General features: G+C 68.3%; 19 protein-coding genes. 13 read left to right on the forward strand and 6 right to left on the reverse strand.

Going from position 1 to position 19,772, the window contains the following annotated elements:
* The first annotated feature begins 116 nt into the window (after window positions 1-116).
* Window positions 117-992 (forward strand): glycosyltransferase family 2 protein, encoded by an 876-nt coding sequence (locus BJ987_RS13685; RefSeq protein ID WP_209889106.1) that lies wholly within the window; start codon window positions 117-119, stop codon window positions 990-992.
* 81 nt (window positions 993-1,073) lie between these two features.
* Here BJ987_RS13685 and BJ987_RS13690 read toward each other — a convergent pair whose 3' ends face one another.
* The gene (locus BJ987_RS13690) at window positions 1,074-2,123 is read right to left on the reverse strand and encodes an ABC transporter substrate-binding protein (protein ID WP_209889109.1); all 1,050 of its coding nucleotides are present in this window, start codon (window positions 2,121-2,123) and stop codon (window positions 1,074-1,076) included.
* A 373-nt stretch (window positions 2,124-2,496) separates the two neighbouring features.
* Here BJ987_RS13690 and ctaD point away from each other — a divergent pair, with 373 nt between their 5' ends.
* The 7 genes from ctaD to BJ987_RS13725 all read left to right on the forward strand — a co-directional run bounded on the left by ctaD (window position 2,497) and on the right by BJ987_RS13725 (window position 8,944).
* Entirely contained in the window at window positions 2,497-4,239 is a 1,743-nt protein-coding gene (gene ctaD / locus BJ987_RS13695) for an aa3-type cytochrome oxidase subunit I (RefSeq protein WP_209889112.1), read from the forward strand.
* 121 nt (window positions 4,240-4,360) lie between these two features.
* The gene (serB, locus tag BJ987_RS13700) at window positions 4,361-5,596 is read left to right on the forward strand and encodes a phosphoserine phosphatase SerB (RefSeq protein ID WP_209889115.1); all 1,236 of its coding nucleotides are present in this window, start codon (window positions 4,361-4,363) and stop codon (window positions 5,594-5,596) included.
* Between the two features lie 99 nt (window positions 5,597-5,695).
* Window positions 5,696-6,157: a protease inhibitor I42 family protein gene (locus tag BJ987_RS13705; RefSeq protein ID WP_209889118.1), complete on the forward strand. Its 462-nt coding sequence runs from the start codon at window positions 5,696-5,698 to the stop codon at window positions 6,155-6,157.
* Entirely contained in the window at window positions 6,157-6,936 is a 780-nt protein-coding gene (locus BJ987_RS13710) for an aminoacyl-tRNA hydrolase (RefSeq protein WP_209889121.1), read from the forward strand. The genes BJ987_RS13705 and BJ987_RS13710 overlap by 1 nt, the downstream gene beginning before the upstream one ends.
* A gap of 103 nt (window positions 6,937-7,039) precedes the next feature.
* Entirely contained in the window at window positions 7,040-7,297 is a 258-nt protein-coding gene (locus BJ987_RS13715; RefSeq protein ID WP_209889124.1) for a hypothetical protein, read from the forward strand.
* Window positions 7,257-8,090 carry an ABC transporter ATP-binding protein gene (locus tag BJ987_RS13720; RefSeq protein WP_209889127.1) on the forward strand — a complete coding sequence of 278 codons (834 nt, stop codon included), beginning with the start codon at window positions 7,257-7,259 and terminating at the stop codon, window positions 8,088-8,090. The genes BJ987_RS13715 and BJ987_RS13720 overlap by 41 nt, the downstream gene beginning before the upstream one ends.
* Window positions 8,091-8,173: 83 nt before the next feature.
* On the forward strand, window positions 8,174-8,944 hold the full coding sequence (locus tag BJ987_RS13725) for an NUDIX hydrolase (protein ID WP_245366954.1): 771 nt from the start codon (window positions 8,174-8,176) through the stop codon (window positions 8,942-8,944).
* Window positions 8,945-9,068: 124 nt separating this feature from the next.
* Here BJ987_RS13725 and BJ987_RS13730 read toward each other — a convergent pair whose 3' ends face one another.
* Complete coding sequence (locus BJ987_RS13730; RefSeq protein ID WP_209889142.1) at window positions 9,069-9,896, reverse strand: GNAT family N-acetyltransferase; 828 nt, start codon at window positions 9,894-9,896, stop codon at window positions 9,069-9,071.
* A gap of 94 nt (window positions 9,897-9,990) precedes the next feature.
* On the opposite strand from BJ987_RS13730, the gene BJ987_RS13735 reads away from it, so the two are divergent.
* From BJ987_RS13735 to BJ987_RS13745, 3 genes are all read left to right on the forward strand, one after another.
* Window positions 9,991-10,767, forward strand: a complete 777-nt coding sequence (locus BJ987_RS13735) for an enoyl-CoA hydratase-related protein (RefSeq protein WP_209889144.1) — start codon at window positions 9,991-9,993, stop codon at window positions 10,765-10,767.
* 133 nt (window positions 10,768-10,900) lie between these two features.
* A complete protein-coding gene (locus tag BJ987_RS13740) occupies window positions 10,901-11,875 on the forward strand; it encodes a class I SAM-dependent methyltransferase (protein WP_209889145.1) in 975 nt (324 codons plus the stop codon).
* Window positions 11,875-13,107, forward strand: a complete 1,233-nt coding sequence (locus BJ987_RS13745) for a THUMP-like domain-containing protein (RefSeq protein WP_209889147.1) — start codon at window positions 11,875-11,877, stop codon at window positions 13,105-13,107. Before BJ987_RS13740 ends, BJ987_RS13745 begins: the two co-directional genes overlap by 1 nt.
* Here the strand turns inward: BJ987_RS13745 and BJ987_RS13750 are convergent.
* Window positions 13,085-14,389 carry an outer membrane protein assembly factor BamB family protein gene (locus BJ987_RS13750; RefSeq protein WP_307869598.1) on the reverse strand — a complete coding sequence of 435 codons (1,305 nt, stop codon included), beginning with the start codon at window positions 14,387-14,389 and terminating at the stop codon, window positions 13,085-13,087. The two genes, BJ987_RS13745 and BJ987_RS13750, sit on opposite strands and share 23 nt — an antisense overlap.
* Before the next feature lie 175 nt (window positions 14,390-14,564).
* Here BJ987_RS13750 and BJ987_RS13755 point away from each other — a divergent pair, with 175 nt between their 5' ends.
* Window positions 14,565-15,314 (forward strand): acyltransferase, encoded by a 750-nt coding sequence (locus BJ987_RS13755; RefSeq protein WP_209889149.1) that lies wholly within the window; start codon window positions 14,565-14,567, stop codon window positions 15,312-15,314.
* A gap of 30 nt (window positions 15,315-15,344) precedes the next feature.
* Window positions 15,345-15,896, forward strand: coding sequence for a DUF1697 domain-containing protein (locus BJ987_RS13760; protein ID WP_209889152.1), 552 nt, complete (start codon window positions 15,345-15,347; stop codon window positions 15,894-15,896).
* An 11-nt stretch (window positions 15,897-15,907) separates the two neighbouring features.
* On the opposite strand, the gene BJ987_RS13765 is transcribed toward BJ987_RS13760, so the two are convergent.
* From BJ987_RS13765 to BJ987_RS13775, 3 genes are read right to left on the reverse strand one after another with little or no spacing between them, the layout of a single operon-like run.
* A complete protein-coding gene (locus tag BJ987_RS13765; RefSeq protein ID WP_209889155.1) occupies window positions 15,908-17,170 on the reverse strand; it encodes a glycosyltransferase family 4 protein in 1,263 nt (420 codons plus the stop codon).
* Window positions 17,167-18,726, reverse strand: a complete 1,560-nt coding sequence (locus BJ987_RS13770) for a 1,4-alpha-glucan branching protein domain-containing protein (RefSeq protein WP_209889158.1) — start codon at window positions 18,724-18,726, stop codon at window positions 17,167-17,169. Before BJ987_RS13770 ends, BJ987_RS13765 begins: the two co-directional genes overlap by 4 nt.
* A 58-nt stretch (window positions 18,727-18,784) precedes the next feature.
* Window positions 18,785-19,621, reverse strand: coding sequence for a class I SAM-dependent methyltransferase (locus BJ987_RS13775; RefSeq protein ID WP_209889162.1), 837 nt, complete (start codon window positions 19,619-19,621; stop codon window positions 18,785-18,787).
* Window positions 19,622-19,772 lie beyond the last annotated feature (151 nt).

A 19,772-nucleotide genomic window follows, 5' to 3' on the forward strand; every position in this document is an offset into this window, starting at 1 on the left:
ATTCGTCTATCGGTCATGTCCCCATACTCGCGCCGGGTGCCTGATCCCGGCAGGACTTCCGGAGCACTCGCAGGTCAGGGGTTCGGAGCGGCATCGGCGGTGATAGGTTCGCCGGCATGTCCCGCCGCGACGACAAGACGGTCTGCCTGATCCTGGTGACGTACCAGTCCGCCGAGGATCTACCGCCGTTTCTGGAGTCGCTGCCCGCGGCGGTCGAGCCCTACTCGCTCGAGGTGATCTGTGTGGACAACACCTCGACCGATGGGAGCGCCGACATCGTCGAGGAATTCGGTGGCCGTGCGATCCGCAACAGCGAGAACGTCGGGCTGTCGGCGGCGATCAATCAGGGCGCGGCCGAGACGGACGCCGAATGGCTGCTGGTGGCCAACCCGGACACCCGCCTGAGCCCCGGATCGATTGCGGCACTGGTGGACACGGCGCGCACGGACTATCGCATCGGCATGATCGGTCCGCGCATCGCCCGGTTGGACGGCACGCCGTACCCGAGCGGCCGGCGCTTCCCGTCGCCGCTGACCGGTGCCGCGCACGCGTTGCTCGGCGGGGTGTGGCCAAGTAACCCCGCGACGCGCGAATATTTCGGCGAACCCGGCACCACAGTGGGCGATGTCGACTGGATCTCCGGCTGCTGCATGCTCTTCCGGCGCGGCGCCTTCGATTCCGTCGGCGGCATGGACACCCGCTACTTCCTCTACTTCGAGGAAACCAAAATGGCTCTGGACATGCACCGCGCCGGTTGGCGCGTGGTGCTCGATCCCGGCGTGGAGATTCGGCACCGCGAGGGCGGCAGCATGCGTCACGCCCCCTTCCGCAAGGTGCGCACCCATCACCGCAGCGCACTGCGCTTCTACTGCGACTACCACCGGCGCTCTCCCTGGCTGCTGTTCGCGCCGTTCGTCGCCGCTGGTCTGGCCGTGCGCGGCGCGATCGCGGTGTCACGCACGGCGCTGGCGCGGCGACGCGAAGTCGAATGAGCCGCTCACTGCTCGAGCACGTCGGCGCAGGATCGATACGCCCGCACCGTGCTGATCCGCACGGTGCGGTGACAGACGCGGTCAGTCGGTGACGTACCCGTTCAACGTATTCCGCAGATCCGTGAGCAGGGCGCGGGCGGCGATCAACCCGTTGCCGTGCCACACCGAGTCTTCTACCGCGAACACCCGCTTGTCGGTGGACGCGCTGAGCTCCTTGAACTCCTCGGAGCGAAGCGTCTTCTCGCCGAAGGTCTTTCCGTCCGCACCGTCGAACAAGACATAGATGAGGTCACCCTCGATCGGCTCGAGATCGGCGGGCGGCACGTCGTAGGAGGCGCCGCGCTGCGCGGTGGGCCGCTGCACTCCGGCGTCGGCGAGCACCTGCCCGGCGAAGCTGTCGCCGCCCTGCACCTGGATGGCCTCGGCGGTGAAACGCGCGACGGAGGCCTGGGTTTGGCCGGCCGCGATCGCGTTGCCGGTGTCGGCGGCCTCGACGCGGTAATCGGCCAGCGCCTGCTCCGCGGCGGCTACCCGGCCCAAACCGGAAGCGTAAGCGAGGAATTCGGCCTGCCAGCCAGCGTCCGCGCCGACCAGAACGGTGGGGGCGATCTGCTGCAGGTTGCCGAAACCGGAAGCGCCGGTGGCGGACTCGCCGAGAATCACGTCCGGGCGGAGTTCGGCGATCTTGGCGAGGTCGGGCTGGGCGGGGGAGCCGAGGGCCGGGATCTGCACCACGCCGTAGCCGAGGTACTGCGGTTGCGGGCGAGGGCCTTCGATGGTGACCGCGCCGACCACCCGCTCCCAGAGGCCGAGCGCGCACGCCGCGTCGAGCGCGGCGGTCGACAGCACCACGATGCGCTGCGGATCGGCCGGCACCTGTGAGACTCCGGCCGCGTGGGTGACGGCCCGGGTGCCGCCCGCCTGATCGGGGGTGCTGGGCAGCGGGCAGGCCTTGGCGGTGTCGCGTTCCACTCCGACGACCCCGGCCCCCGCGATATTCGTGGTGGTGCGGACGATCGAACTCGCGTCGTCCGCTTTGCCGCAGCCCGCGACCAAGGCGACGACGGCCACGGCGCCCAACACCAAGGCGCGACTGTGATTTCGGGTGCGATCCAAGACGCTCACCGGCATGCCGGAGAGGGTACAGGGGGTCCGACACCGCCGGTCGCGCACCACAGACCCGTGTGCGACCGGCGGCCGCTCAGGCGGCGTCGCCGCCCAGGTTGAAGCGGGCCCCGGTCACATCGGAGACGGTGGCGATCCGCCCGTACGGAGTGTCCACGGCCTGGGGTGAGTCATTGGCGCAATCTCCTGTCCAGTGATGGAACACTCTCTGCGAATAGAGACGGAGTACTCGGCCGCGAATCATCGTCGCACGCCAGACGAGGTGCGCGCGCTTCTTATAGCTCTTGAAATACGACACAACGTAGGACCCGTGCGGATCACTGTCGCAGCACGGTTTACGATCTCAGGAGCGCACCTAAAGGCACCTTCAGGAGGATCAGTGACTGCGGTAGAGCCCCAGCCAGTCCAGTCGTTGGAAGCGACTCGGCCGTATCCGGCTCGGACCGGGCCGAAGGGTTCCTTCATCTACAAGGCGGTCACCACGACCGACCCGAAGGTCCTCGGCACCATGTACCTGGTGACCGCGATGACGTTCTTCTTGATCGGCGGTCTCATGGCGCTGCTCATGCGCACCGAGCTCGCCCGTCCCGGCATGCAGTTCCTGTCGGCCGAACAGTTCAACCAGCTGTTCACCATGCACGGCACGATCATGCTGCTGTTCTACGCGACCGCGATCGTCTTCGGCTTCGCCAACATCATCCTGCCGCTGCAGATCGGCGCCCCCGATGTCGCCTTCCCGCGTCTGAACGCGTTCAGCTACTGGCTGTACCTGTTCGGCGCGACCATGGCCACGGCGGGCTTCATCACCCCCGGCGGCGCGGCCGACTTCGGCTGGACGGCGTACTCGCCGCTGACCGACATCGTGCACTCGCCCGGCGTCGGTGGTGACCTGTGGATCATGGGTCTCGCGCTGTCCGGCCTGGGCACCATCCTCGGTGGCGTCAACATGCTGACTACCGTCGTGGTGCTGCGCGCTCCCGGCATGACCATGTTCCGGATGCCGATCTTCACCTGGAACATCGCCGTCACCAGCGTGCTCGTCCTGCTGGCGTTCCCGTTGCTGACCGCCGCGCTGATGGGTCTGGCCGTGGACCGCCACCTGGGTGGTCACATCTACGACCCGGCCACCGGCGGCGTGCTGCTCTGGCAGCACCTGTTCTGGTTCTTCGGCCATCCCGAGGTGTACATCATCGCGCTGCCGTTCTTCGGCATCGTCTCCGAGATCTACCCGGTCTTCTCCCGCAAGCCGATCTTCGGTTACACCACGCTGGTCTACGCGACGCTCGGTATCGCCGCCCTGTCCATCGCGGTGTGGGCGCACCACATGTACGCGACCGGCGCCGTGCTGCTGCCGTACTTCTCGTTCATGACCTTCTTGATCGCGGTTCCGACCGGGGTGAAGTTCTTCAACTGGATCGGCACCATGTGGCGAGGTCAATTGACGTTCGAATCACCGATGCTGTTCTCCATCGGCTTCCTCGTCACCTTCCTCTTCGGTGGTCTGTCCGGCGTCATCCTGGCCTCGCCGCCGCTGGACTTCCACGTCACCGACTCCTACTTCGTGGTCGCGCACTTCCACTACGTGCTCTTCGGCACCATCGTGTTCGCGACCTTCGCGGGCATCTACTTCTGGTTCCCGAAGATGACCGGCCGCATGCTCGACGAGCGCCTGGCGAAGTGGCACTTCTGGACCACCTTCATCGGTTTCCACACCACCTTCCTGGTGCAGCACTGGCTGGGCGCCGAGGGCATGCCGCGTCGTTACGCCGACTACCTGCCCTCCGACGGCTTCACCGCGCTGAACACCATCTCCACCATCGGCGCGTTCATCCTGGGCGCCTCGATGCTGCCGTTCATCTGGAACGTCTTCAAGAGCTACCGGTACGGCGAGGTCGTCACCGTGGACGATCCCTGGGGTTACGGCAACTCGCTGGAGTGGGCCACCACCTGCCCGCCGCCGCGGCACAACTTCTACGAACTGCCGCGCATCCGGTCCGAGCGTCCCGCGTTCGAGCTGCACTACCCGCACATGGTCGAGCGCATGCGCGCCGAAGCGCACGTGGGCTGGGGCTCGGGCAAGCACTCGCACGCGGTCACCGAGGGAGTCGCGGCAACTAAGTAAGATTCACGACGACGACGTGTGCACCTGCTGGTCACCAGCGGGTGCACACGCGTTTGAAGACCTGGTTACGCCCCTTTTAGGTCCGCGGCAACGGCGACGCAGCACAGGGAGGGCAAACACAATGGAGCAGGACTTGGCTGTCACCACCGTTCTCGTCACCGTCACTGGACCCGACCGGCCGGGCGTGACGTCCGTGCTGCTCGCGGCGATGTCGCGGCACCGGGTGAGTCTGCTCGATGTGGAGCAGGTGGTGATCCGCGGTCGGCTCACCCTGGGCGTGCTCGTCACCTGCCCGAGCGATCCCGAGGCGCTGCAGGACGAACTCGAAGAGGCGATGAATACCGTCGGCATGCATGTCGACGTGGAGGTCGGCGCTGCTATCGGCCGGCAGCCGATGTCGACGCACGCGGTGGTGATCCTGGGCGCACCGGTCACCGCGCGCGCGTTCAGCGAGGTGTCGCGTCGGCTGGCCACCCTCGGCGCGAACATCGACACCATCCGCGGCATCGCCGACTACCCGGTCACCGGCATGGAACTGCTTGTCACCGCCACCGACACGGGCGCCGGTAGCGATGCCCGGTTGCGTACCGCGCTGGCCGAGGTGGCCGTCGCCGAGCAGGTCGACGTGGCGGTGGAGCGGGCCGGGCTCGCGCGCCGGGCCAAGCGCCTCATCGTGTTCGATGTCGACTCGACGCTGATCCAGGGCGAGGTCATCGAGATGCTGGCCGCGCACGCCGGTGTCGAGGAGGAGGTCCGCCAGGTCACCGAGGCGGCGATGCGCGGCGAGATCGATTTCGCCGAATCGCTGCGGCAGCGCGTGGCGACGTTGGCGGGCCTGGACGAATCGGTGATCGAGGAGGTCGCCGACCGGATCGAGCTGACCCCGGGCGCCCGCACCACCATTCGCACGCTGCGCCGCATCGGGTTCCGCTGCGGCGTCGTCTCCGGCGGGTTCCGTCAGGTCATCGAACCGCTGGCGCACGAGCTGGAACTGGATTTCGTCCAGGCCAACACCCTGGAGATCAAGGACGGCAAGCTGACCGGCCGCGTCGTCGGCGAGATCGTCGACCGCGCCTTCAAAGCCACCGCCCTGCGCAAGTTCGCGGCCGAAGCGGGCGTGCCCATGGAGCAGACGGTCGCGGTCGGCGACGGGGCCAACGACATCGACATGCTCAACGCCGCGGGGCTGGGTGTGGCGTTCAACGCCAAGCCCGCGCTGCGCGAGGTGGCCGATGCGGCGCTTTCGCACCCCTACCTGGACGCGGTGCTGTTCATCCTCGGCGTCACCCGGGACGAAGTCGAGGCCGCCGACGCCCGCGACGGCGGTGTCCGCCGGGTACCGCTGGTCGGCACCTGAGGAACCTCCGACACGGTCCGCCGGACTGTCGCCCAGCGGACCGCCGATGGTCGCGACGGTAGGCTCGGGCGGATCGGTCCTTCGGCGAACGGAGACGTGATGCGGAAATCGTTGGTGATCTTGCTGCTCGGTCTGGCGGTCGCCGCCTGCGGTACCGATTCGGGCGATGAGCACGCCGGGCACACCTCGACGCCGCCGGTGACCAGCGGGGGGTCGGAAACGCCTGTGCCCCAGGGCGGCGCGGTGACCGTCACGAACGCCGACAACGGCCAGGAGCGCAAGCTGAACACCGGCCAGCGATTGGTGGTGCGGCTGCCGTCGAATCCGTCTACCGGCTACGGCTGGCAGGTGACCGGCCTCGACCAGAACGTGGTGAAACAGGCGGGGGACCGGGAATACGTCTCCGATCAGCCGGTTATGCCTGGTACGCCGGGCACCGAGGTGTGGACCTTCACGGGTGATGCCGCGGGTTCCACGCAGCTGAAGATGGAATACAAGCGGCCTTGGGAGCAGGGTGTGGAACCGGCCGAAACATTCACTGTGGTGCTAGTGGTGGTGTGATGACTTTCCCGGAGACGGGTTCGGTGGATACCCGATCGTCTACGCCGGAGGCTGATTTCGGCCTCCGGCATGCCGAGTTGGCGCGCGGTTACGGCGGCGCCGGTGACCCGGCGGACCCGGATCAGGTGCAAGCCATGCAGATGGTTTTGCACCTGCCCAAGCTGGATCCCCCGCCGCGCAGTGCCCTGCTGGCGGCGGCGGCGACCGCGGTGGTCGTGTTGTGCATGGACCCGCGGGTCGGACCCGAAGGTCCGTGGGCCGAGCGTTATCTCAGGTGGAAGCGGTCGCGGATCCGCAAGGTTGCCCGCCGCGCTCGCGGGGCGCAGTGGCTGGCCGCGAACGAGGTGGACGGCGTCACCGTCGACGTCGGCGGCGCGCAGGCTCGGGCTTTCGTGCCGAGTGCGGTGGGTGAGGTCGATCCGCGAATCAAGCGTTTGCAGATCGGCGGCACCGATCTGGCGCACGACGACCCGGGACCCACCGATCCGGAATTACCCGTGCTGTGGGTGAATTCGGCCTTGGAGATGACTCTCGGCAAGGCCGCCGCGCAGGTCGGCCACGCCAGTATGTTGCTCGCCGGCGCGCTGCCCGAGGAACTGGTCAGACGCTGGGCCGAGCGCGAATTCCACTGCGCGGTGCGCGAAGCCGACGGTGTGCGGTGGCGGGAGTTGTCGGCCAGGGTGAGCGCCGGTACGGCGGTGGCGGTGCGCGATGCCGGATTCACCGAAGTCGCTCCGGGTTCGCTGACGGTGATCGCGGTTCCGGCGGAGGCTTGGTAGTCACCGCCGTCGAGTGTGGCTCGCGCGAATCTGGGTAGTTTTCACGGGACAGGGCGGCACCAACGCTGGTTGTGGCCCATGCTGGTTCGGAGGACAAGTCATCATGAGCGTGCTGATGCTGATTCTTGCCGGGTGGATGCTGTTGTCACTTCCGCTGGCGCTGCTCGTCGCGCGGATGTTCCGGACCGCGCCGCCCGCCGATCGTCCGCGTCAGGGTCGCCTGAGCACCCGGGCCCGGATCATCCAACTTCGCCACCGGATGCCGCGCTCGGGCCGCGCCGCGTGGGTCGGTCGGACATCGCCGGCGCATTTGGTCCAAGATGGAGCGCGTGCCGCAACCGGATCCCGATCTGCTCATTGATTTCACCGATGTGACCATCCGACGTTCAGGCCATACCCTGGTCGGTCCGGTCACCTGGCAGGTCGAGCTCGACGAACGCTGGGTCGTCCTCGGACCCAACGGCGCGGGCAAGACCTCACTGCTCCGCATGGCCGCCGCCGAAGTACATCCCACTTCGGGGCAGGCCAATCTGCTCGGCGAGACACTCGGCAAAACCGATGTCTCCGAACTTCGTCCACGCATCGGACTGTCCTCCGCCGCCATCGCCTCCCGCGTGCCGCGCGAGGAGAAGGTCAGCGATCTGGTGGTCTCGGCCGGTTACGCGGTGCTCGGGCGCTGGCGTGAACGCTATGACGACGTCGACACCGATCGCGCCATCGACATGCTGGAAAGCCTGGGCGCGGAACATCTTTCCGACCGCACCTACGGCACCCTGTCCGAGGGGGAGCGCAAACGGGTGCTCATCGCGCGCGCGTTGATGACCGACCCGGAACTGCTGCTGCTCGACGAGCCCGCGGCGGGCTTGGACCTCGGCGGTCGCGAGGAACTGGTGGAACGGCTCGGCGACCTCGCCGCCGACCCGGACGCGCCCGCCATGGTGCTCGTGACCCATCACGTGGAGGAGATTCCGCCGGGCTTCACCCACGGGCTGCTGCTGAACGAGGGCGAGGTCGTCGCGCAAGGGCTGTTGAGTGATGTGCTCACCGCGGAGAACCTGAGTGACGCGTTCCGTCAGTCGATCGCGCTGGATCGGGTGGACGGGCGCTACTTCGCGCGCCGGGCCAGGCGGGCCGGCAAGCACCGCCACCGCTGAAGCCCGCGCAACCAAGCACGCGTTAGGGTGCAGACGTGAGTGACAAGACTGAGGCGGTACCGACCAAGGACGCGTCGACGGTGATGCTGGTGCGTGACAGTGCCGCGGGTCCCGAGGTGTTCTTGCAGCGCCGGGTCGGCGCCATGGCATTCGCCGCCGGGATGACGGTGTTCCCGGGCGGCGGCGTCGATCCGTCCGACGGCACCGCCGACATCGCCTGGGCCGGGCCCGAACCGGCGTGGTGGGCCGAGCGTTTCGGGACCACCGAGGAGCGGGCCAAAGCCCTGGTGTGCGCGGCGGTCCGCGAGACCTTCGAGGAATGCGGCGTGCTGCTGGCCGGACCCATCGCGGGCACGGTCGTCTCCGACACCACCGAGTACCGCACGGCGCGCGGCCAGCTGGAACGGCGCGAACTCTCGCTGGCCGCCTTCCTGGCCGAGGCGAACCTGGTGCTCCGCGCGGATCTGCTGCGGCCGTGGGCGAATTGGATCACCCCGGTCGTCGAGCAGCGCCGCTACGACACCCACTTCTTCGTAGCGGTGCTGCCCGCAGGCCAGCTCGCCGATGGCGCCACTACCGAAGCGGCCGAGGTGCAATGGCGCACCCCAGCTCAGGCGTTGGACCGCTGGCGCGCGGGCGAGGACATTCTGCTGCCGCCGACCTGGGCCCAGCTCGACGCCCTGAGCCGATTCGGTTCCACCGCCGACATTTTCGCCGCCGATGTCGTCATCGACCCGATCATGCCGGTGCTCACCCAGGTCGACGGCGCGCACGTGCTGTCGTTCCCCGACAACACGCGCTACTTCGCCGACCTACCGGACCAGAGCAAACTGCGTGGTTCCCTGCGCAAGTGAGGCGGGTCCGCTGATCGTGGGATGTCGGTGGTGGACAGAGCCCTGACGCCGTCTTGCGCCGGGCATCGGCGGCACCCGTGTCTAGACCAGCAGCTTGTTGCGGCTGATACGGCGGCACCCGCGTCTAGACCAGAGGCTTGTAGCGGCTGAAACGGGTGACCTCGTAGCCAAGGGACTCGTAAAGCCGTAGCGCCGGGGTGTTTCCGGCGAAGACGTGCAACCCCAGGCTGGTCGTCCCGGCGGCGAGCGCGACACCTTCGGCGAGCAGCATCAGGGACCGGCCGTGGCCGCGCCCGCGGTGCGCCTCCGCGACTTTCACGTCGTAGACGAAAGCGTGCGTGTCGTTCGTGCGTGCCACCCACACGTGACCGACTGCGGCCCCCTGGCATTCGAGCACGCGGAACCAGGTATCGGGTGTGGCGAGGCCGTCGGGCAGGTTGTCCCGGTCGTCGGCCTCGGCTTTGGTGCGGGCCTGCTCGGGGGTGAGGCCGCGGTCGATCCACTCCTGGGTGTACTCGGCCAGTTCGGTGCCCTGCCAGACGTCGAACTCGGCCTCGGTCATCGGCCGAGGACTGACCTCGGCTGGCAGCGTAGGTGGCTCGGCCGGAAGGTGTTTGACCATGTTCCGGCTGCGTTCGCGATAACCGAGTGCGGTGCTCAGGCGCAGTCCGGCGGCGGCGTCGGCGGGGACCGTGATGCTCACCTGCGTGCATCCCCACCCCTGCAGCACCTCCTCGGCCGCGAGCACCGCGATGGCTCCGCGCCCTTTGCGGCGCTCGTCCGCGTCGATGCGCAGCGCGCGGATCGTGCCCACGCCGGGCCCGTAGCGGGGCATGGTGGCGATCCGGATCAGGCCGACGCGCCTGCGGTTGACGCACACGTCGTAGGCGCGGGAGGTGGCGCCGTCGGCGTCGTGCTGGAGCGGCTGCGTGGGCCGAATCGTGGTCGTCATCAACGCCGTTGTACCTCGCGCGACGGCTCTTGTCGCGGGATGCGCGGACTCTGTGATGACAGGGTTGCGGGCGGCGGGCGGTAGCGTGCGTCCCATGGCCGAATTCGTGACCCTCGAGCTGCCCGCCGGCGACACTGCGCGCGGTGTGGCCGTGCTGCGGATGAACCGCCCGCCGATGAACCGGATCAGCGTGCAACTGGTGCGCGAGATGGCCGCGGCCGCGGCTACGGTGGCCGCGGACCCCCGGGTCGCGGCACTGGTCGTGTACGGCGACGAGCGGGTGTTCGCCGCGGGCGACGAACTCGCCGAACTGTCCGAGCTGAGCCCGGAACAGGCCGCCGCGATGGCCGCCGATCTCCAAGCCGGGCTCGGCTGCCTGGCCGAGGTGCCGCAGCCGACGGTCGCCGCGATCAGCGGTTACTGTCTGGGCGCGGGTCTGGAACTCGCGCTCGGCGCGGATCGCCGGATCATCGGCGACAACGTGAAACTCGGTCTGCCGCAGATCCGTTCCGGCCTGATCCCGCTGGCCGGCATCCGTCGCCTGTCGCTGCTCATCGGGCCGGGCCCCGCGAAAGACCTCGTCTACACCGGACGGTTCGTGGAGCCCGAGGAGGCGATGGCGCTGGGTCTCGTCGACGAGGTCGTCGCTCCGGACGAGGTCTACAACGCCGCGATGCGGTGGGCGCGGCAGTTCAGCGCGGGCCCCACGCGAGCGCTGGCGGCGGCCAAAGCGGTCTTCGAGGCGGGCCCACACGGCTTGAATCGAGCCCAGACCGAATGGGCGGGCTTGTTCACCACCGAGGACCGCCGGATCGGGACGGAGTCGTACCTCGCCGAGGGCCCCGGTTCGGCCGCATTCGTGGGGCGCTGAGCGACCGGCGCGCGATACGCGCACGCAGACCCGCAGATAGGAACACGTTTCAATCAGGCCGGATGTCCAGATCGATCTCGATCGGTGGCCCGATTGCTGGCCTCATCTGGGGATTTGGGTAGGCTACCCGACCATGACGGTACGCCCCGACGACCCCGCGCCGAACCCGCACGCCACCGAGGCGGAGGTCGAAGCAGCGCTCAAGGATACGAAGCTCGCCCAGGTCCTCTACCACGACTGGGAAGCCGAGACCTACGACGACAAATGGTCCATTTCCTATGACGAGCGCTGTATCGAATACGCCCGCGGCCGGTTCGACGCCGCGGTGGGCCCCGCTCCGCTGCCCTACGACAAGGCGCTCGAGCTGGGTTGCGGTACCGGCTTCTTCCTGCTGAACCTGATGCAGGGTGGCGTCGCCAAGTCCGGCTCGGTCACCGATCTGTCCCCGGGCATGGTCAAGGTCGCGCTGCGCAACGCCGACCACCTCGGCCTGGATGTGGACGGCCGGGTCGCCGACGCCGAGACCATTCCGTACGAGGACGACACCTTCGACCTGGTCTGCGGCCACGCCGTGCTGCACCACATCCCCGACGTGGAGCTAGCGCTGAAGGAGTGCCTGCGGGTGCTCAAGCCGGGCGGACGCTTCGTCTTCGCGGGCGAGCCGACCACCATCGGCAACCGTTACGCGCGCCGGCTCGGTCAGGCCACCTGGAAGGTCACCACCGAGATCACCAAGCTGCCGTTCCTGTCCGGCTGGCGGCGGCCGCAGACCGAACTCGACGAGTCCTCGCGCGCCGCGGCGCTGGAGGCCGTCGTCGACCTGCACACCTTCGATCCGCGCGAGCTCGAGGCGATGGCGTCCTCGGCCGGCGCGGTCGAGGTCAAGGCCACCACCGAGGAGTTCGCCGCCGCCCTGTGGGGCTGGCCGGTGCGCACCTTCGAGGCCGCCGTGCCCGACGAGAAGCTGACCATCCGCTACCGGATGGCCCAGTACAAGGCTTGGCTGGCGCTGAGCAAGCTGGACGAGAAGGTGCTCAAGCACGTTGTGCCGCGCCAGTTCTTCTACAACGCGATGATCACCGGCGTGAAGCCGGGCGCCGCCGAATAGTGGGATATCGCTTCAGCCGCGACGACGTCGCCTTCCTGACCGGTGCGGCAGGTATCGCCGCACTGGCGGAGGTGGACCGGCTGGAGCTCACCCCCGCGACGCAGCTGCGTGATATCGAGCGGGTGCGCCGCGACCACGGGTCTTTCGCGGCGGCGTTGATCGACACGATTCGGTTGCGCCGCAAGGCAACCGCCAAGCTCCTCGGTGCGGGGCAGTGGCTGTTCACCGATGACGCGTTGCAGCAGGCGACACCGTCTCTGGTGGCGCGGGCGCGGGCCGCGCGGCTGGCTGGTCGCGCCGTACACGACGTGACCTGTTCCATCGGTGCGGAGCTGGCCGAGCTGGCGCGGGTCTGCCCGGCGGTGATCGGCAGCGACCTCGACGACGTCCGGCTGTCGATGGCCGCCCACAATGTGCGCCACGCCCGCACCGGGCCGGGAGCCGCCGGCGTACTGGTGGCCAAAGCGGATGCACTGGTACCGGTCAGCCGGGACACCGTCGTCATCGCGGATCCGGCCCGCCGCGCGGACGGTCGCCGAACTCACGATTCGGCCAAGCTGCAACCTCCGCTGCCCGATCTGCTGGCCGCCTATGCCGGCCGTGATCTCGCCGTGAAGTGTGCTCCGGGACTGGATTTCGACAGCTTGGACTGGGCGGGTGAGATCGAAGTGGTCTCGCTCGACGGCGCGGTGCGCGAAGCCTGCCTCTGGTCGCCCGGACTGGCCGAAGCAGGGGTGACCCGCCGCGCCACCGTCTTGTCGGCCACCGGCGAACCTGTCGTGCTCACCGACGCCGACCCCGAGGACATCCCCGAACGCGAACCCGGCGAATGGATCGTCGACCCGGACGGCGCGATCGTCCGCGCGGGCCTGGTCCGCCACTACGCCGCGAAACACGGTCTGTGGCAACTGGATCCGCAGATCGCCTATTTGACCGGCGACCGCGTCCCCGACGGAGTGCGCGGTTTCCGCGTTGTCGACCGCCTGGAACTGCGGGAGAAATCGCTGCGCCGAGAACTGGCCCGCCGGGATTGCGGCTCGCTGGAGATTCTGGTCCGCGGCATCGACATCGATCCGGACGCCCTGCGCAAACGCTTGAAACTCCGTGGCGCACAACCTTATACGCTGGTCATCACTCGGATCGGCCGCACCGGCACGGCATTCCTGTGCACCGCGCACCGGATGCCACCCCGGTCGTCCGGAACCGGTCTCAGTGCTCCGGCTCGAAGGTGAAGACCTCGCCGATCCGGGTCGCTACGACGACCTCGCCCTCGGCTCCGACCGAGGTGCCGGTGGTGCTGCCCTTGGCCCCCGGCAACGGATCCGAATCCTCGGTCGCGCCGGTGGTGGTGTCGAAGGTGATGAGGTTGAGTCCGTCGCCGATCGCGGCGGTGGTGTAACCGATCCCGCCCGCGGTCTGCACCGGCGTCCCGCGCAGCACAAGGTCTTTACGCTCCCAGACGATTTCGGCGGTCTCGCCCTTGTCTCGCAGCGCCACCAGGTAGCCGTTGTCGCCCGCGGGGATGATCACGCCCTCGTCGGACACCGAAATGCCGTACCGGGGAGCCCATTCCAGATTGTGCACCCATTTGGTGCGGCCGTCCGCGGTGTCGACCGCGAGCAACCGGTTGCTGTTGTCGCCGACGTAGACGGTTTTGCCGTCCGCGGACAGGGTGGGGCTGGTGGCGCTGCCGCCGGACAGCATCTCCGCGCTCCACTCCCGCTGAATCTTGTTGTCGTGGTAGCGCATCGCGACCAGCGCGGCGGTCGGCGAGCCGGGCTTCCACAGGGTCAGATAGAAGCGGCCGCTGCCCGCGTCGACGGCGGAGATATTGGCGACCGAGCAGTATGGGCCGCCGGTGGCGCAATCCTCCAGGCCCTGGCCGGATGCCGGGCGGGTCAGCCCCGGATGCGCGAGAAAATCGGGTTCGCCGAGCAACTGCACGGTGGAGACCACGCGCGCGCCGGTCTGGCGGCTGAGCACATCGACCTGCCCGGACTGGGTGACGGTCAGCAGGTGCCCGTCACCGGTGAACTGCACCGAGACCGGCACGCCGGAAACCGGAGTGCGCCACCGCGGCTGACCGAGGTAGTTCAGCGAGTTCACCGCGCCGTCGTCGCCGGTATAGACATTGGCGGCGCCGTCGACCACCGAGGGGGAGCTGATCGCGTTGGGGCCCAGCTGATTACAGAAACGCTTGCGGCCGGTGGGCATCTGGAGCGAGAGCAGGGCGCAGTTGTTCGGGGTGCGGGTGGTGAGGAACATCTGCCCCTTGGGGCCGATCGCGACGGGTTCCTGGATCGGGCCGCCGACCGGGCGAGTCCAGCTCAGCGCCATCTTCCGGGCTCCGGCGACCGAGGTGACGCCGGCGTTGCGGCCGTCGTGGTGCGCGGCGGGCCAGCCCGCTCCGGTGCCGACCTCGATGTCGTCGATGTCGGTACCGCAACCGGCCACCGTCACCGCTCCGATGGCCGCGAGCACGGCCATCGCATGCATCCGGGATCGCGTACGCACCTGGTTTTCTCCCCTCGGGTCGATGGCCGCACGCAAGAGTAGTCGGTAGCCGATGGACCTCGGCCCGCACCCCACTAAGCTGTCAGCCGATGGACAAGCTGACCTTTTCGAGCGACCCGCAAGCGGTCGCCGGCGCCGGGATCTCTGCCCTGCGGAACGCGACAGGAGACGGTTCGTGACGAGCATGTGGGGCGCACCGTTGCGCGCGCGCTGGGCGGGCTCACGCCGCCGGGATCCGCAGCAGGCGCGATTTCTGACGATGGCCTCGCTGCGCTGGGTGCTTGCCAACCGCGCGTACACGCCCTGGTATCTCGTGCGGTACTACCGCTTGTTCAAGTTCAAGCTGACCAACCCGCATATCGTCCTGCGCGGCATGGTGTTCCTGGGCAAGCGGGTGGAAATCCACGCCACCCCGGAGCTGGGCCGGATGGAAATCGGCCGCTGGGTGCACATCGGTGACGGCAACGCCATCCGCTGCCACGAAGGCTCGCTCCGGATCGGCGACAAGGTGGTGTTCGGCAAGGACAACGTCGTCAACACCTACCTCGATATCGAGATCGGTGAATCCACCCTGGTCGCCGACTGGTGCTACATCTGCGACTTCGACCACCGGATGGACGACATCACCATGCCGATCAAGGATCAGGGCATCGTGAAGAGTCCCGTCCGGATCGGCCCCGACACCTGGATCGCCGCCAAGGTGACGGTGCTGCGCGAAACCCGGGTCGGGCGCGGCTGTGTGCTCGGCGCGCACGCGGTGGTCAAGGGGGATATCCCGGACTACGGCATCGCGGTCGGCGCGCCCGCGAAGGTCGTCAAGAACCGGAAGGCCGCGTGGGAGGCGGGCGCGGAGGAACGCGCCAAATATCTTGCCGCGCTGGCGGACATCGAACGCAAGAAGAACGGGGTCACCCAGCAGGCCTAGTTCGTCGGTGGGGTTGGGTACGGTCGGCGCATGACCGGATACGCGGCGCTGCTGCGCGGGATCGCACCCAGCAACCCGAACATGACCAACGACAAACTGCGCGCGGTTTTCGAGCGGCTCGGCTTCGAGAAGGTCGCGTCCGTCCTGGCCAGCGGCAATATCGTGTTCCACAGCGACGAATCCGATGTGCCCGCGCTCGAGGAGCGCATCCAGCAGGCCCTGATCGCCGAGCTCGGCATCGGCGGCGGCACCATCGTCCGCAGTCACGAAGAGCTGCGAAAGCTCTTGGACAGCGACCCTTTCCCCGGTCTCACCCACGGCCGCGGCACCTACCTCACCGCCACTTTCCTCAAAGAAGGCGCACCCACCCCCGTACGATTGCCCGACCAGCCCGATCCCTTGGTCCAGATCGTCGGGTACGACGAGGCGGCGCGCGTCTTCCTCTGGATCATCGACAACAGCGACCAGGGCAAGACTCCCGACTTCATGTCCTGGCTGGACAAGACCTACGGCAAAGACATCACCACCCGCACCTGGCTCACCGTCCAGCGCATCGTCAAGAAGCTGGAAAGCCTGGTGTAGCAGGGGGATGCTCAGATCGGGTTGTTCGGATCCCGTTCCGGCAGTGGGCGTTCCACGATCGTCGGACGTCCCAGCGGATTGCGGACGCGGCGTTTGGCGGAGTGGTAGACCTGGGCGGTTTCCGCGGCGACGACATCCCAGGCGAAGTCCGCGGTGAGGCGATCACGGGCGGCGTAGGCCCGAGATTGGGCGGCGGCGGGGTCGTCCAGGGTGGCGCAGACGGCGTCGACCAGACCGTTGACGTCGGCGGGCTCGAACGAGGCGCCGGTGACGCCGTCGATGACGGCTTCACCCAAACCGCCTGCGGTGGAAGTGATCAGGGGGGTTCCGGCGGCGGCGGCTTCCAGGGCGACGATGCCGAACGGTTCGTAGCGGCTGGGCAGCACGATGGCGTCGGCGCCGTGCAGCCAGCCGAGGAGTTCGGAATGATCGAGCTGGCCGGTGAAGGTGACCGCGCGGGCGACCCGGTGCCCGCGGGCCCGTTCCCGCAGCCAGTCGAATTGGGTGCCGACACCGGCGACGGTCAGTGTGGTGCCGGGGTGGGCGCGACGGATGCGGGGCAGCGCGGCAATGGCGTCCTGCACGCCCTTCTCGTATTCGAGGCGGCCGACATACAGCAGGCGGGGCGGACCGCTGCGGGGCGCGCGCGGCCGGAAAGTCCAGGCGCCCACGTCGATTCCGTTGCGGATGACCGTCATGGGGACGCGTTCGGGACCGTAGAGCCGCTCCACTTCGTCCTGCATGGACGTCGAACAGGTGATCAACGCGTCGGATTCGTTGGCCAGCCACCATTCGACGGAATGCACCTGCTTGTTGACCTTGCCCGCGACCCAGCCGCTGTGCCGGCCGGCCTCGGTGGCGTGGATGGTCGAGACCAGCGGCACGTCGTAGTACTCGGCCAGCGCGATGCCGGGATGCGCGACCAGCCAGTCGTGGGCATGCACCACATCGGGGGTCCAGCCCTCGCCGATACCGGGTTTGCCCAGCGCCACCCCGGCGCGCACCATGGCGTGGCCCATGGCCAGCGTCCAGGCGAGCATGTCTTCGCCGAAGTCGAAGGACGGCGGGTCCTCCGCGACCGCCACCACCAGCACGCCGTCGGCGACGAAGGAGTGCGTGGGATGGGTCGAGGAGTCGGTGCCGGAGGGCCGGCGGGAGAGCACGACCACTTCGTGGCCGCCGGCGGCCAATTCGGTAGCCAAGTGATGCACGTGGCGGCCGAGCCCACCGACAACAACCGGTGGGTACTCCCACGACACCATCAAGATTTTCATGTAATTCCTTCTGCAGCGGAGCCTGGTTCCGCAGAGCTGCCCGCATGTCTCCCGAGTCGTCTGGCATCGAGTCCGGGGAAGAGTCCGTCGGCCGCACCCCATCCTGCCGCCAACCGGTGTGCTTTGGCGAGTTGGCCCGCGCCCACGGCGGCCGCCAATTCCCGTACGGCGTGCGCGTGCTGATGCGCGCGTTCGCGGGCATAACCGGCCGCGGAGTCCTTGGAGACCATGAACGCCCAGTCGCTCTGCACGGTGAGGACCGCTTCGCGCAACAACTGGTCGGCGACCGGGTCACGCAGGGCCGGACCGGTTTCCGCGGCCCGCATCTTGTCGAGGGTGTCGAGGGTCAGCCGGACGATGTCTTCGTTCAGTTCCACCAGGTCACGGACTTGATCACCGGCCCACACCCGCCAGTCCTTGCCGGATCCCCACGACGAGTCGGGCAGCTGGACGGGCTCCCCGACATAGCCGCCGGCCCGCGCGTCGGCGAGGGTGCCGACGCGGACGCCCGCCTCGGGCAGTTTGCGCAGCACCTGGGCCAGCCATTGCGGTCCCTCGTGCCACCAGTGCCCGAACAGTTCGGTATCGAAAGCGGCCACTACCAGCGCCGGACGGCCGATCCGCGCGGATTCGGCGATCAGCCGTTCGCGCACGGTCTGCACGAAATCGTCGACATCGCGGACCACGGCCGCGGCCGCGAGCTCCGGGTCGTAGGGAGCCTTGTCCGGACCCGCCACCGTTTTGCCGGTGACCCGCGCCGGTTTGAGTCCGGTCGCGTGGTCATAGTGATGGAAATCACGGTACGCACCGTGCCCCGGATAGCCGGATTTCGGCGACCAGACCCGGTAGCTGACATGCAGATCGCGGCCGAACGCCACCACCTCCGAGTCCCGCACCGGCCGCCCGAGGCTGCTGTCACCGCGCAGCGAGGGGCCGTCGACCATGAAATGCGTCACACCGGCGGCGTCGTATTCGACCTCCATGCCCGGCGTGAAACCACACTCCGGGGCCCAGATGCCGCCGGGAGTGTGACCCCACCGATGACGCGCGTCGGCCAAGCCCTCGGCGAGCTCGAACTCGCGCAGCCGGGAATCCAGCAGCGGCTGAAACGGATGGGCCAGCGGCCCACCCAGCAGTTCGATCGCCTCGGCGTCGATGAGCTGCCGCCACACCGGCGCCGCCCCGTGCCGCCAGTGCTGCTCGAACTCGGCCGAAGCTGTTGCGGCAAGCCGGTGTTCGTGGCGGCCGAGGGCGACGTTGCCCGCCATCGCGGCTTCGTCGGCGCGCAGCTGCCAGTTGCCCAGCCAGTGGTGCATCCCCGCGAGGCAGTGCGGATCATCGAGCTGCGCCGCCAGCACCGGGGTGATGCCGAGGCTCAGCAGATGCGAACGACCCTCCGCGGCAAGGGTTCTGAGCACTTCGGCGACGGGAAGGTAAGTGGCGGCCCACGATTGGTACAGCCATTCCTCCCCGACCGGCCACCGCCCGTGATGGGCCAGCCACGGCAGATGTGAGTGCAGAACCAGCGAGAACTGACCGGGCACTTGCTCGGTCACCACGCCACCTCGCCCGTTGTGGCAGGGCAGGGCCGGGCTGCGGCCCGGTGCGCCGCGCTCATGCCGGTTTCACCGCGATCGCGAGCAGGTCGAGACTGGCGTCGATGTCCTCGGGGAAGATCGCGAAATCCTCGATGGTGACGCCCGCGACGTCGGCGGTCAGCTCGGCCGGCCACGGCTCACCGGCCAGCGCCCGCTCGATCTGCGCGTCGATGAACGATCCACCGTGCTTGGCGTCCAGCGCTTTCAGGCCCGGTCCGTGGTGCACGCCGGTCATCACCGAGACCTCGAATCCGGCGTCGACCAGCAGTTCGGTGAGTTCGGCGGCATTGAGTTCGCGAGTGTGGAACGGATTGAGCGGCGTATCCCGGCCGGGGGAGAAGGTGATCCGGTTCGGCGTGCTGATCAGCAGTTCGCCGCCGGGCCGCAGCACTCGCAGGCACTCGCGCAGGAACTGGCTCTGGTCCCAGAGGTGTTCGATGACTTGGAAATTCACCACGACGTCGACCGAGGCGTCCTCCAGCGGCAGGTCGGCGAGATTGCCCTGGATCATCTCCACCCGGGGATAGCGCGCGCGTACGTGCTCGACGGCGCTGCTGTCATAGTCCAGTCCGATCACCTGCGCGGCCACCCCGGCGATCATGTCCGCGCCGTAGCCTTCCCCGGATCCGGCTTCCAGCACGGTCTTTCCGGTGCAACGCTCCAGGAGGCGGGCGTAGACGATCTCGTGCCTGCGGAACCAGTAGTTCTCCTCCGCGATGCCGGGGACGGTGCGTTCGCCGGTCAGCGGCAGTGGTTCCACGGCCGCATCAGCCGGGACATCGCTGCCGTGGTCGGCCCGGGAGGGATGGTCGGGGTGGGTAAATACTGCGGCAGGGATCACAGCCTCGCTCATCCACCTGACGTTAGCCGAGCCCAAAACGGCCGATACCTGCGGCCGGGGGTTGCGGTGGCAGGCACGGGGAGGACAGTTGTAAGAGTGAGGCGGCTAAGTTACCCACGGGTAACTTAACGTAGGGTAATGTCACGCCCGAGCTCAATAATTG

The sequence above is a fragment of the Nocardia goodfellowii genome (genome assembly GCF_017875645.1).
Classification (GTDB): Bacteria; Actinomycetota; Actinomycetes; order Mycobacteriales; family Mycobacteriaceae; genus Nocardia; species Nocardia goodfellowii.